General features: G+C 44.0%; 12 protein-coding genes and 1 riboswitch. Of the genes, 1 reads left to right on the top strand and 11 read right to left on the bottom strand.

The annotated features are described in order from the left end of the window. Positions 1 to 12 precede the first annotated feature (12 nt). Positions 13 to 498 (top strand): glutathione peroxidase, encoded by a 486-nt coding sequence (locus tag RZ44_RS02775; RefSeq protein WP_035808228.1) that lies wholly within the window; start codon positions 13 to 15, stop codon positions 496 to 498. A 34-nt stretch (positions 499 to 532) separates the two neighbouring features. Here the strand turns inward: RZ44_RS02775 and hfq are convergent, their stop codons facing one another. From hfq to RZ44_RS02720, 11 genes are all read right to left on the bottom strand, one after another. Continuing rightward, on the bottom strand, positions 533 to 721 hold the full coding sequence (hfq, locus tag RZ44_RS02770; protein ID WP_035808226.1) for an RNA chaperone Hfq: 189 nt from the start codon (positions 719 to 721) through the stop codon (positions 533 to 535). Beyond that, positions 722 to 1,630: a tRNA (adenosine(37)-N6)-dimethylallyltransferase MiaA gene (gene miaA / locus RZ44_RS02765; RefSeq protein ID WP_035808224.1), complete on the bottom strand. Its 909-nt coding sequence runs from the start codon at positions 1,628 to 1,630 to the stop codon at positions 722 to 724. Then, complete coding sequence (locus tag RZ44_RS02760) at positions 1,617 to 2,501, bottom strand: alpha/beta fold hydrolase (RefSeq protein WP_035808222.1); 885 nt, start codon at positions 2,499 to 2,501, stop codon at positions 1,617 to 1,619. The genes miaA and RZ44_RS02760 overlap by 14 nt, the downstream gene beginning before the upstream one ends. Positions 2,502 to 2,512: 11 nt before the next feature. Continuing rightward, on the bottom strand, positions 2,513 to 4,396 hold the full coding sequence (gene mutL / locus RZ44_RS02755; protein WP_035808220.1) for a DNA mismatch repair endonuclease MutL: 1,884 nt from the start codon (positions 4,394 to 4,396) through the stop codon (positions 2,513 to 2,515). A 3-nt stretch (positions 4,397 to 4,399) separates the two neighbouring features. Next, positions 4,400 to 6,943, bottom strand: a complete 2,544-nt coding sequence (mutS, locus tag RZ44_RS02750; protein WP_035808217.1) for a DNA mismatch repair protein MutS — start codon at positions 6,941 to 6,943, stop codon at positions 4,400 to 4,402. 52 nt (positions 6,944 to 6,995) lie between these two features. Next, complete coding sequence (gene thiW, locus RZ44_RS02745; RefSeq protein WP_035808214.1) at positions 6,996 to 7,463, bottom strand: energy coupling factor transporter S component ThiW; 468 nt, start codon at positions 7,461 to 7,463, stop codon at positions 6,996 to 6,998. A gap of 151 nt (positions 7,464 to 7,614) precedes the next feature. Next, complete coding sequence (locus tag RZ44_RS02740; protein ID WP_035808212.1) at positions 7,615 to 8,049, bottom strand: YlbF/YmcA family competence regulator; 435 nt, start codon at positions 8,047 to 8,049, stop codon at positions 7,615 to 7,617. Between the two features lie 128 nt (positions 8,050 to 8,177). Next, a riboswitch (TPP riboswitch) is annotated at positions 8,178 to 8,268 on the bottom strand. 67 nt (positions 8,269 to 8,335) lie between these two features. After that, a complete protein-coding gene (locus RZ44_RS02735) occupies positions 8,336 to 10,153 on the bottom strand; it encodes an ABC transporter ATP-binding protein (RefSeq protein WP_035808209.1) in 1,818 nt (605 codons plus the stop codon). Next, entirely contained in the window at positions 10,146 to 11,867 is a 1,722-nt protein-coding gene (locus RZ44_RS02730) for an ABC transporter ATP-binding protein (RefSeq protein ID WP_035808207.1), read from the bottom strand. Before RZ44_RS02730 ends, RZ44_RS02735 begins: the two co-directional genes overlap by 8 nt. A gap of 203 nt (positions 11,868 to 12,070) precedes the next feature. Beyond that, positions 12,071 to 12,829 carry a TIGR00282 family metallophosphoesterase gene (locus RZ44_RS02725; protein ID WP_035808205.1) on the bottom strand — a complete coding sequence of 253 codons (759 nt, stop codon included), beginning with the start codon at positions 12,827 to 12,829 and terminating at the stop codon, positions 12,071 to 12,073. A gap of 351 nt (positions 12,830 to 13,180) precedes the next feature. Beyond that, positions 13,181 to 14,164: a nuclease-related domain-containing protein gene (locus tag RZ44_RS02720; protein WP_035808203.1), complete on the bottom strand. Its 984-nt coding sequence runs from the start codon at positions 14,162 to 14,164 to the stop codon at positions 13,181 to 13,183. Positions 14,165 to 14,194: the final 30 nt, after the last annotated feature.

Raw genomic sequence — 14,194 nt, 5'->3', positions numbered from 1 at the left:
GGAGGACCATGGATGAAACACACATTCTATGATCTCTCGGCACAGGATGCAGACGGCGACCATTTTCAAATGAATGAACTGGAAGGAAAAGTAGTACTGATTGTTAATACAGCGAGTGAGTGCGGCTTTAACAGTCAGCTCAATGAGCTTGAAAAGTTATATAAAAAGTATAATGATATCGGCCTTGAAATACTGGCATTCCCGTCAAATAACTTTATGAACCAGGAACCATGTTCTGCAACAGAAGCACGTGATGCATACAGCAGTCAGCACGGTGTATCATATAAAGTGATGGAAAAGACAGATGTTAAAGGTGAACACATTCATCCTTTATTTAAATACTTAACTGAAGGCAAATCCGGTTTAATTACCAATTCAATAAAATGGAACTTTACTAAATTTCTCGTGACTCGTGAGGGCAAGGTGGTTAAACGCTATCCCCCGCAAAAATCACCGCTTGATATCGAAGAAGATGTTAAAAAATATCTCGCAGGATAATAAAACATCCGGACAAACTGTCCGGATGTTTTTCTTATGCACGAATAAATGTACTGATTGCGTGCTTATATATGATTTGAACTTTCCCCTCTGAATCCAATTCAACGACATACTTGTCAAAGTCGCTGATCTTCCCCTGTAACTGGAAACCATTCATTAAAAATACCGTGATTTCCTGTCCTGATTCTTTGTACTCCCCTAGAAACGAATCTTGCAAATTCATTTAATTCTCCCCTTTTGTTTGTAAGAATTGATATATATCTTCAAAGATTATATCTGTGTTTGAATGTGCGATATCATACCAATTTACATCGAGCTGGTTACGGAAAAATGTCAGCTGCCGCTTCGCATACTGCCGAGAATGAGCCTGAATGCGCTCCATCACGTCAGATAATTCTGCTTCCCCTTTAAAATACGGCAGGAACTCCTTATAGCCGATTGCCTGTCCGGCTGTTTTAGACAGCCCGTCATTCTGCAGTCCGGTTACCTCTTCCACAAGCCCTGTTTTAAACATTTCAGCCACCCGTTTGTTAATCCGGTCGTATATCACACTTCTGTCTGCTGTGAGACCTATTAAGAATGTATCATATTTCGGCTTTTGTGTATACGCTTTCTTTTCTGTTGTATCAAGGTTTTGCTTCACAAGCTGACGGATAATCCTCTTGCGGTTATTCGGATGTATTTCATTATCCGGCTGAAGTCTGGTCAGTTCGCTAAACAGCGCTTCGTCTGTCCACGATTCAAATTCCCCGGTCAGACGGTCGATATCATCCCTGTTTTCATCGTTAAATTCATAACCGTCAATCAGCGCTTTAATGTAATGGCCGGTACCGCCGGCAATCATCGGGATATTGCCTCTCGATTCGATATCTTTAACGAGATGTTCCACCTGCTGCTGGAAATCTGAAACTGAAAAAGTCTCATCCGGATTCAAAATATCGATCATATGATGCGGCACACCGTCCATTTCGTCCTGTGTAATTTTTCCGGTCCCAATATCCATTCCTCTGTACACCTGCATGGAGTCGCCGCTTATAATTTCAGCATTAAATTTTTTTGCGATATCGATCGATAGAGCTGTTTTGCCGATTGCTGTCGGACCGACTAATATTAGTAATTTACTTTTCAACATTTTGTTTCACCCATTTTACGATATTAGAATACACTGCACCCCTGTTTTCCTCAAACAGTACTTCATGGCGTGCGTTCGGTACCAGTTCCAGCTGAACATTGTCAAAGTGACGCTGCAGACGCCAGTTTAACATTTCATAATCCCTGCCGAAATGAGAAAACGGATCGTCCATTCCGCCAATTAATAAGTAAGGGATATTTTTGTATTTCTTTAATGTTTTTGAAGTATCCACCGTACGGATATTTTTCAATATTTCAGCAAGCGCCCTGACGCTCATTTTCTGACCGGCATGCGGATCTGTATTATACTGAAGGACGTGATGCTCATCTGCTGACAGCCAGCGGTTTTTCACTGTACCTTTAAAGTTCCCGTCATACCCGAGAAACGACAATTTGTTAATCAGCCTGGATTTCGTACTGGGGATCAGTTTCGACAGCGGCTGAATTAATACGTTGGCAACAGTATCGGACAGTTTGACTTTACTGCCGGTGCCGACGATAATCCCCGCATCGTAAATATCTTCTGTCAAGAGTCTTCTGAGTAAAATAGACCCCATGGAATGGCCAAGGCCGATACGCGGCACATCTTTTGGCATTGATGTACTGACAATTCTCGCATCGTCCAGCAGCTCATCAAACGAATTGAAATGGCCGAGACTGCTCTTTTTTTCATCACAGCCGTGGCCCCTGTGGTTATGAATGACGCAGTGAATATCATTTAACGCCAGATACATTAAAAATTCCTTATATCTGTCCTTATGCTCCGCCATGCCGTGCAGTATTTGAATACTTGCTTTCGGACGCTCCGGAACGTAATGCGTCACTGAAATACTCCTGTCTTTATTTTTCATCGTACGGTTTAAAATCTTCAATTCAGAACCCCCTACTTCATAATACGGTTGAACAATCTTTCAATTTCGTACGTTGTCATGTGAATAATTACCGGCCGGCCGTGCGGGCACGTATACGGTGAGTAACACTTACCGAGTTCTTCAAGCAGTGCCGCCATCTGGTTTTTATCGAGGTAGTGATTCGCTTTAATGGACTGCTTGCAGCTCATCATAATCGACATTTCCTCGCGGTATTTCTTCACATCAAAATTATCTGTCTGTGAGATAAAATCGATTAAATCGTTAATATCTTCTTCCGGATTATCCGCTTTAATCCATGACGGATAACGGGATACCGTATACTGCTTAATGCCGCTTTTTTCGATATCAAAACCGAGCGACTGCAGTTCAGCCAGTTTCTCATCGATTGTAATCACATCGTCAAAACTGAACTCAAACGTATACGGAATCAGGAGCGGTATACCGTCAGCTTCTTTGATGATGTTCGCGTAAATATATTCGTACTTAATACGTTCCTGCGCAGCGTGCTGGTCCATTAAATACATGCCTGTTTCATTCTGCATAATAATATACGTACCATGCAGCTGACCGATTATTTCAAGGTAAGGCAGCTTCTCTTTTTCAGGCAGCGGTTCATGCCCGGCGAATGATGGTGTATCTTTCTGTTTTGGCTGCGGCTGTATTTTTTCAGTCTGTTTGAACGGACTTGTATACGTTGTTTCCGGTTTTTCTGTAACACGCCGGCGGGTCATTTGCTCTTTTTCGGTTTCTTTACGAGGTTCAGTAAACGTCTGTTTCGGCAGCTGACGTGCAGGCGGCTCATACGTATCGATATGCTCTCTTATTTTATCGTGGCGTTCTGTAAAGTCGATTGCGCTTTGTTCCGGTTTTTGCTGCTTCGGTTTTCTGTGCGCCACTTCCGGAATCAGTTCAGTTTCCATCAGTGCTTCTTTTACTGCAGCTTCCATCAGCTTTAATAGTTCCGTCTCTTTCGACAGTTTCACTTCGACTTTTGACGGATGCACGTTAACATCGATCAGTTTCGGATCCATCCTGATGTTTAAAAATGCGAGCGGGTATTTGTCTTTCGGCTGCAGCGTGTGATATGCGTTAATAATACTCTGTGATAATTTAAAGTGCCGGACGTGTCTGTTGTTGATGCTTAAGTTAATGTAGTTGCGGTTGCTCCGCGTGACTTCGGGTCTTACGATATAACCGTCAATCGTATAGTCCGGACTTTCGGCGTGAACTTCCAGCGTATTACTTGATACCTGGATGCCGTAAAGAATATTAATGACTTCTTTTAAGTTGCCGTTCCCCGTAGTTTTAAAGCGGTCTTTGCCGTCAAATACGAGACGGAAGCTGACTTCCGGGTAATTCAGCGCCATGCGCTGCATAATATCGATAATCTTTCCCGCTTCAGTGCGCAGATTTTTAATATATTTTAACCGTGCAGGCGTATTAAAGAACAAATCTTCAATTTCAATAATCGTCCCGCGGCGTTCATGCCAGACGGTATCCTCATCGTATTTCCCGCCGCTGTACACAATTTTAAACGGTGTTGAATCGCCCTGCATGCTCTCAAGCGTTACTTTTGAAACTGCACCGATACTCGCAAGCGCCTCACCGCGGAAACCGAGTGAACGGATTTCAAACAGCTCGTAGGCTGTATCAATTTTACTCGTCGCATGTCTTTCAAAAAGCAGTGTACGGTCCTCATAATCGATACCGTGGCCGTTGTCGACAACTTTTATCGATTCCATGCCGCTGTTTTTAATGAATACTTCAACGACAGTGGAGCCGGCGTCGAGCGAGTTTTCAACAATCTCCTTGACGATTGAACTTGGACGCTCGACAACTTCACCAGCTGCGATTTTATTTTGTATATGAGCGGGCAGCACGTGAATCTGTCCCATAAATTATCCCTCCCCGCGTGCTTTGTTTACTAATCCGTGCAATGTATTCAGCGCCTCCATCGGCGTCATATTATTTAAGTCAAGTGCAGTTAATTCCCCGAGGAGCTGTTTATCGTCTTTTGAAACAGTTTCGCTGTCATCGAGCGGCAGTTCCAGCTGGAAGATATCATCCTGACGGTGTGGTGGTTCACGGTCGTGTTTCTGGTTTTCAAAGCCGCTTAAATATTCGGCTGCCAGTTCGGTAACACGGTCCGGCAGTTCTGCCAGTTTCGCCACATGAATACCGTAACTTTTCTCGACTGCACCCGGTTTTACTTTGTGCAGGAAAACGAGTTTGCCGTCGTATTCCGTCGCTTTAACGTGGACGTTCTGCAGTCCGGTCAGTTCATCTTCCAGGTTCGTCAGTTCATGGTAGTGCGTTGAAAATAACGTTTTCGCGCCAATCTCTTCATGAATGTACACGAGCATTGCCTGTGCAAGCGCCATACCGTCGTATGTGCTCGTTCCCCGGCCGATCTCATCGAATATTAACAGCGAGTCTTTCGTCGCGTGCTGCAGCGCTGTATTGGCTTCCATCATCTCAATCATAAATGTCGATTTACCGCTCGATAAATCATCGCTCGCTCCGATACGTGTATAGATCGCATCAAATATCGGGACCTTCGCGCTCGCGGCAGGTACTCTCATGCCTATCTGGGCCATAATGATGATTAATGCCACCTGACGCATATACGTTGATTTACCGGACATATTCGGACCTGTAATCAGATATATAAAATTGTCTTTCGACATCGTTAAGTCGTTTGGCACATACGTGTTTTCGTTCAGCATGCGTTCCACGATCGGATGACGCGCATCGACGAGTTTAATCGATTTGTCTGAGGAGAATTCCGGCGTTGTCAGATGGTAGTCGTTCGACACGAGCGCGAATGAAATCAGCGTATCGAGTGTCGAAATCTGCTCCGCCGTCCGCTGCAGACGCGTGATGTATTCCATCATGTCTGTACGGAGTTCGGTAAACATGTTGAATTCAAGCTTAATGCTGTCATCTTCTGCAGTCAGTATTTGACTTTCCATCTCTTTAAGCTCCGGTGTAATAAAACGCTCGGCATTCGTCAGTGTCTGCTTACGGTTATACTCGAATTTTTCCGCATCGAAGTTCATTGCCTGTACTTTGGAAATTTCAAGGTAATAACCGAATACTTTGTTAAAGCCGATCTTCAGATTTTTAATGCCTGTACGTTCTTTTTCTGTCTCAAGATAGTTGTTCAGCCATGTACGCGCGTTCGTGCTGATATCTCTTAAGTTGTCCAGCTCTTCGCTGACTCCGTCTTTGAAAATTTTTCCTTCACGGATAGTTTTCGGCGGAGTATCCGTCAGTACTTCGAGACGTTCATACGCATCTTCCATACTGTCGAAGTTGCTGAATGTTTTGTTGTCTGTCAGTTTTAATGATTCGAGTACCGTCTTTAACTCAGGCAGACCGTAAAGAGAATCACGGAGCTGCACTAAATCTTTAACGTCAACGTTGTTGAATGCAAGCCGTCCGACAAGCCGTTCGATATCGTAAACATCGTTTAAAATGTTTGACAGCTGCTCCCGCTCGGTAAAGTTGTCGATTAGCGTCGTCACGATACTCTGGCGGTTTTCAATTTCCTTCTTCGAGACGAGCGGCCGCTCGATCAGTTTTCTGAGCATGCGTTTACCCATCGGTGTTTCAGTACGGTTTAAATACCAGAACAATGAACCTTTCACTTTTTTCGTCTGAATATTTTCCAGCAGTTCAAGGTTCGAGATGGCTGCATAATTCAGTTTCATAAACGTATTGATGCGGTGTTTTTCAACCGTTTTTAAATGCTTCAGTTCCTGCATGTTCTGCTTTCGTATATAGTTTAACAGCAGATTGATTGCACGATGCTCATCGATATCATCTTCATAGTCGTAATCCGCCGGCTCATCCGCTTCAAAAACCGTGTAAAGCGGCGGGTCATTATAAATCCGGTGAATGATATGTTCACTTTCAGCGTTCGTGACAAGTTCACGGGCACCGAGCGTTTCAATTTCACTCTTCAGTTCCGTCTCGTCACTTGTTGAAAACGCAAAAATTTCACCTGTCGAAATATCCGCATAGCTGACTTCTGTTCTCTCATCCGTCTCATGCACTGCTAGAATGAAGTTGCTCGCCCCGTCATCCATGCCGAAGTCATCAATTAATGTTCCGGGCGTTATGACACGGACCACTTCTCTTTTGACCATGCCTTTTGTCTCTGTCGGATCTTCCATCTGTTCACAGATTGCTACTTTATATCCATTGTCGATCAGTTTCGCTATATAGTTACGCGCAGAATGGTACGGCACGCCGCACATCGGTATCGGATCCTTGCTTTTATCGCGTGAAGTTAATGTAATTTCGAGCACTTTCGCTGCAGTGACTGCATCGTCGTAAAAGAGCTCGTAAAAATCTCCAAGTCTGAATAAAAGCAGACTGTCCGGATGATTATCCTTAATTGAAAAATACTGCTTCATCATCGGTGTTGGTTCCCGCATTTTAACACTTCCTAAATTAATCTTGTCGTATTATTATAACACGCGTGCATGCTTATATCCGCAGTAAGACCCCGTGTTTTTCCAATTGTTTCAGGATGATAAAAGAGAGCCCCGCACCGATAAAGCTCGATACGAGAAATGCTGCTGCGACAATCGTGAACAGGCTCTCATCGAGTTCTAAAACGATGATGAGCGGGTACAGGCTGAGGGCACCGATGACGCCGGTGCCGAGTACTTCACCCATGGCTGCGAGCGACAGCTTTTTAGTGTATTTGTACAGGAGCCAGGCCGCGAGCGCGCCGATCATACTGCCGGGGTACGCGAACACTGTACCCGTACCGAATAGTACTCTGATGGTCGACGAGATAAACGCCTGCACGATGACCCACGGCCCGGTTAAAACCGCACCGAGCACATTGATGAGATGCTGAACCGGTGCTGCCCTGATAATGCCGATGGGAATCGTAACGACTGTACTTAAAATTACGTTTAAAGCGACGAAAGCTGCGGTGTAGGTCATATTTTTAGTAAGTTTATTAATTGTAGTTCCTCCTTTTTAGTCTGGCTGTGCTGTTTGTTTATGGGGCCGTATGAGTTCAATTAAATAAAAAAGAAAAATGGTGCTGAAATGCTCTTATATCAAGAGATTTCAACACCATTTAATATGCGGCTTATTTAAACTGATCCGGATCGCGGTTCGGCTTGTTGCGGATTGCAGCACCTGTTTCGCCCTGCATCAAATCTCCGCCTGTTGATTCGATAATTTCGCTCGTTACAGTTGAGCTGATTGCGTGCGAAACCATTTGAAGAAGCTCGTTCACGCCTGCCTGTGATTCTTTGAACTGGTCTACAAGCGGCATGTCGTCTAATTCCTGTTCGATTTTAGCAAGTTTTTCTTCCGTCATTTTGTAAGCACGTTCCTTACCGTAGTTTTGGAAGTTTACTGCCTGCTGCTGAAGACTTTTCAGGCTGGCCATTTTTTCACGGATTTCCTGATTCTCATGAATTTTTTCTTCCGCTTTTTTAAAGAACTCGACCTGCTCAGTTTCAGACATCATTTTACCAAGCTTTTTCGCCTCTTCTATTATTTCATCCTTTGTATACATTTAGAAGTTCCACCTTTTAGTTGTTATATATCATTCATTATATATGAAAGCTCCCATTTATTAAATGTAAATCTCCTGATTCGCTTGTCAAAGTACAAAAATGCACACTCTAGTCCTGGAGTGTGCATAACGAATCTATGCCACTTCCCTACGCTGGCATAATCCAGATCAGGTATTAAGAGTGTTTCTCAGCCCATAAGGGCACCTCCAGTGGTGTGCTTTATTCAGTTGATTCCATCTTAACTCAAGTTTGTGCAGCTTGTAAAATTTCCGGCAACCGGTCTATTTACTGATTGACCATATCGTAGTATTTGCCTTCCAGTTTCAGCAGCTCCTCTTCTGTTCCCGCTTCAAGCATTTCTCCCTGCCCGAGCACGAATATACGGTCGACCGCTTTAATGGTATTCAGCCTGTGGGCGATAATAATACTCGTCCGCCCTTTCATCAGACGTTCGAGTGATTCCTGAATCTTCAACTCGGTAATCGTGTCGATACTTGACGTCGCCTCATCAAGGAGCAGTATTGCCGGGTCTGTAATTAACGCACGGGCAATTGAAATCAGCTGCTTCTGCCCCTGTGAGATAAAGCCCTCATCCAGATCGAGCACAGTGTCGTAACCCTGCTCGAGCGTCATAATGAAGTCGTGGGCATTAGCCACTTTCGCCGCTTCAATTACTTCATCGTCTGTCGCATCCATTCTGCCGTAACGGATATTTTCGCGGATGGTCGCTTCGAACAGATACGGGTCCTGCAGCACGAATGCTGTCTGTGAACGGATATTCGTTCTCGTATAATCTTTAATGTTTTCACCGTCGACGAGAATGCGTCCTTTGTCCGTCTCATAAAATCTGGCGAGCAGCTGCATGACAGTCGTTTTCCCTGCACCTGTCGCACCGATTAATGCGACCGATTCGCCTGCACTCACGTCGAATGACAGATTTTTAATCGTCGGTTTCTGCTGCTGTTTACTGTACGAGAACGTCACATTTTCAAATTCGATATGCCCGCGAATCGTTTTATCAGTAATTTTACCGTCATCTTTTTCGGCAGGTGTATCGAGAATGTGGAACACGCGCTCTGCCCCTGCGACTGCCGAGAGCACCTGGTTTAACTGGTTCGATAAATCAGCGAGCGGGCGCGTAAACTGGCGGGCGTATTCCGCGAATACGACAATTATTCCGACAGTGACAACACCGTTTGTCGTCAGTGCGAGAATCCCCCCTGCCCCTGCAACTATCGTAAATGACAGGTTGTTCAGCATGTTCATTATTTTAGGAATGAACCCCGAGTACAGGTTGGCCCAGAACGTCACTTCTCTTAAGTTTTTCGCACGGCTTTCAAAATTATCCACCGCACGCTCTTCCTGCGAGAACACTTTAACAATTTCCTGCCCTGAAACGATCTCTTCAATGTAGCCGTTCAGTTCACCTGTACGGCGCTGACGCATTTTATACAGCGGCCCGGTGCGGTTTGTAATGAACCGGACGCTGACAATCAGTATCGGAATAATGAGTGCTGTCAGGAATGTTAACAGCGGGCTTAAGTAAAGCATGACCGAAAACGTCCCGACCAGCGTGACGATACTCGTCGTAAACTGAATGAATGACGAGTTCATCGTCTGTGACAATGTTTCTATATCATTCGTCATCCGGCTCATTAACTCACCGTGCTGACGCTTATCGTAAAAAGTCACCGGCAGCTCCTGCATATGTTCAAACAGGCGGTGCCTCAATTTGTAAATCGTCCGCTGCGACAGACCGACCATCAGATACGCCTGAATAAATGTCGTTGCCGACAGCATGATATACGATGCGAGCAAAATCATCAGTATGCGTAACAGTCCGTCAAACTCACGAGGGATAAAGTAATCATCTACGATACGACCGACTAAAAACGGGCCGACAATGCTGAGAAGACTCGTAACGACAACGAGCGCAATGATGAAGTACAGACGCTTTCGTTCTCCGCGCATAAACTGCCAAATACGTTTTAGCGTCGCTCCCATGTTTTCCGCTTTGTTTTTGTTGGTCCGTCTCGCCTTTTTAATATCCGCCTGCGTAATCAGGCGCTCATGCCCGAATGGCCTTGCAAAAAAGTTACTCATCGAGATGGCCCCCTTTTTTCTGCGATTCGTAAATCTCTCTGTAGAGCGGTGACGTTGCCAGCAGCTCATCATGAGTCCCGAGTGCTGAAATCTCACCATCGTCAAGCAGCAGTACACGATCTGCCTGTTCAGCAGTCGAAATCTTCTGCGTAATGACAATACGCGTAACATTCTCCCCATCCAGCGCATCCCACAGATTATTCTCCGTTCTGACATCGAGCGCCGATGTCGAATCATCCAGTATGAGAATGGACGGCTTTCTCACAAGTGCACGTGCAATAGACAGGCGCTGTTTCTGACCTCCGGATAATGTGACACCCATCTGTCCGACCGGCGTTTCATAAGTATCATCAAAGTTCATAATATTATCGTGAATCTGTGCTTTTTCTGACGACATGAATACGTCATCCTCTTCAGCCTGCAGATTCCCCCATAACAGGTTTTCGTATATACTGCCGGTAAAAAGAATCGCACGCTGCGGCACGTAACCAATCGCCTGTCTGAGCTCTCCTGTATGCCAGTCCTGTACATTTTTACCGTTAACGATTACTTTACCGGCTGTTGCATCGTACATATTCGGTATGAGACTGATTAAAGAACTCTTACCGGAACCGGTCCCACCCATTATGACGAAGTTCTCATTATCGTGAATTTCAAATGAAACATCTTTCAGTACGTAGCGTCCCGTATTCGGATATTTAAATGACACATTCTCAAACTTAACAGTGCCGGTACTGTCTGCTGATTCAAACGTTTCCTTTTCCAAAACAGCAACCGGTGCATGAAGGATTTCACTGATACGGTCACTGGAAGCTTTCGCACGTGACGTCGCGATAATCAGAAACGCAAACATCGAAAAACCGCCCTGCATACGGAGAGCGTAGTTAATGACTGCGACAATTTCACCGACTGCGACTTCATTCGCCTGCAGAAGATCTGACGCCACCCACAGAACGAGCAGCAGACTGCCGTTCATTATAAGAAGAAGAACCGGAAGTATAGATTCCATTAAACGAAGTGCAAATACTGTATCGTCGCGCAGTTTAGCTGCAACTTTCGCAAACTTCCCGGTTTCGTAATCTCCCGTATCATTAGCTTTTATCAGTCTGACAGCTTCTAAATTCTGCTGAATAAAACGGTTAATTCTGTCCAGCCAGTGCTGTACTCTTAAGAAAATTTCCGCACCCTTTTTCGATGCAAAAAACAGAAATATTACGAGAACCGGTGTCAGCAGCGATAAATATATTCCGAGCGTCGGGTTGACGAGGAAAGACATGACGAGCGACCCGATAACGAGCAGCGGTGCACGGAGCAGTATGCGTAAACTCATAAAGAGCAGCATTTCAGTCTGCAGCACATCCTGCGTCATGCGGGTAATCAGACTCGACGTTGAAAAGCGCGATAACGTCGCCAGCGTAAAATGCTGTACACGGGTAAAAATCGCCATTCTGAGGTCGTAGCCGAACATGTTCGTTAAGTGGCTCGTAAAATATGTATTTAATATCCCTGCAATGAGCGCAATTAAAGACACCCCGAACATGATGAACAGGTACAGTATGACATTGTCGATACTGTTAACCATAATCCCGTTGTCGATCACCTGCTGGATAAACAGCGGCTGAATCAGCTCGACGATTAACTCGACGAACATAAAGAATAAAGCAATAACAATCATCCATTTGTATTTCATGGCATAACGGTAAACTGTAATCATTGTGAAACCACCCTTTGTATCTGTGACGTGTCTGCCAAATTGTTACAAATCCCCTTCGATGATATTCTTTCGAAATCCGAATTAATTATATTATGCCATAAAAGTGACATAATTTTCACTAAACTTGTCCGGATTAGCTGATTTTATTTTTAAATGTAAAAACGGACGCCCCATTTTTGGTGACATCCGTTTTTGCTCTCGTACTACTCTTCAATTTTAAAGTTTTTAATCGTTTTGCTGTCGGTATCGATAATGACACCGCTGATGACGCCTTTACCTTCATCCGGTACAACATGGCGCTCTGGCAGATTCGTAATAAATCTGCGGATGACTTCGTCTTTACGGATTCCGAGAATGCCGTCTTTAAAACCGGTCATGCCGACATCGGTAATATATACTGTCCCGTTCGGCAGACGGGTCGCGTCGTTTGTCTGCACATGCGTATGCGTGCCGACCACCGCATTGACACGGCCGTCCAGATGATAGCCCATCGCAATCGACTCACTCGTCGTCTCGCTGTGGAAGTCAACAAATGCAGCATCGTATTCATTCTCTTCCAGAATTTTATCGATTACTTTAAACGGATTCTCGATTGGCTCAAGGAAACTCCGCGCCTGCAGGTTAACGATTAACAGTTTCTTGCCGTTAATATTAACGATGCGGCTGCCGTCACCCGGTGTTCCTTCCGGGAAGTTCGCCGGACGCACCATTTTGACATCTTTCTCAAGCAGTTCATACACTTCACGCTTCGCAAACGCGTGGTTGCCCAGCGTGATAAAATCCGCACCGCCATTTAAAATTTCCTTATAAGTACTTTCAGTTATCCCTTTACCGTGGGCCGCATTTTCACCATTAACAATAGTAAAATGTGCACCATGTTCCTTTTTAAGCTGCGGTAAATAATTTTTGATCATGCGTCGGCCAATTTTTCCGACCACATCTCCAATGAATAAAATCCTCATCAAATCACCCTATCTATTGTGCTAATTATACATTATTTTCGTGTGGATGGTTAGAGGGAGTTTGGGGGGGTGGTTGTTGTTTCGGTGCCTTGGTCCGTCGTCGGTTGTTCGTTGGATCAATCCGCTCGTTTTGGACCATCGTCGGCCGCTCGTTGGGTCAACAGCCCTGTTTTGGGCCGTCGTCGGCCGCTCGTTGGGTCAACAGCCCTGTTTTGGACCGTCGTCGGTCACTCGTTGGGCCAACAGCCCTGTTTTGGTCCATCGTCGGCCGCTCGTTGGATCAATCCGCTCGTTTTGGTCCGTCGTCGGCCGCTCGTTGGGCCAATCGAACCATACAAACTCCATCCCGCTTTATTCACTCTGTTTTCTAATTGTATTTTTATATCTTCCACCGGTTATTGTCTTTACTGCATCGTTAAAATCATAATATTTAAAAGTATGAGTCGACCTCGAGCCTTTCTTTATCAGGTTACAATGTTTATTCATAAATCTTAACAATGTTGTTTTACTCAGCTGGTTGTCTATTAGATGACTGATAGATTTTTTTGTTACCGGTTCATTGTAAAATAAAAATTTATGGTCACTTAATGCACGAAGAAAATGTGTTTCTTTAGTTTCTATCGTTTCACAGTTATTACACTTAAAGTGGAAACGGTATTTTGACAAATCAAAGCTCTTACATTCACCGCAATAAAACCCCAACCGAAGTCTCGAAGTATCCGGTCTCTCATTAAAAAATGTATTCCTAACTCTGTATTTATTAATAACATTAGCAATTTCCTTCGCCTTTTCACCACGATAACTATTATTTAGATTGCGGAGGTATTTTCTTAAATGACTGCGTACTATTGTTTTCTCCCAAATATCATCATTTTCACTTGATAATCTGAAGTCGTCATTAATAAAAATTAATGCGTTTTTCACTTCAAATTGCACATCAGAGTCTTTATTTATTTTCATCAAATTTCCTTTTGCCCTTCTTAACTGAGTAAAAGCATCATCTTCAAGCAGTCGTTCATCTTTATACCACATATCTTTTGAAAATCTGAAATCACCCTGAAAATTTTTGATCTCGTTTATAGTCACACAATCATCAGAAATCACAATACTGTCATACTGCGCAGTTGTGTTTTTTATTTTCAGATAAACATCTCTAAAAATATATAAATTCTTATGTCCGGTTTCATCAAATATTTTATCGTATAAACACTCACCTTCATATCCCTTTCTAATTGACTCCATTTGATACCTTTCACTCGTGGTTAAGTCAGTACGTGCTGAAAGCGCATTGTAATATAAAAGTTCAACTGGTATTTTACGATTATTAATAAACAAATTCATCGCCTCCCATTTATAAAAAATACT

Origin of the sequence: Jeotgalicoccus saudimassiliensis (assembly GCF_000756715.1) — a bacterium.
In the GTDB taxonomy this organism is placed as follows: domain Bacteria; phylum Bacillota; class Bacilli; order Staphylococcales; family Salinicoccaceae; genus Jeotgalicoccus; species Jeotgalicoccus saudimassiliensis.
The sequence above is the reverse complement of the archived record's forward strand: the minus strand, read 5'-3'. Positions and strand labels throughout refer to the sequence as shown.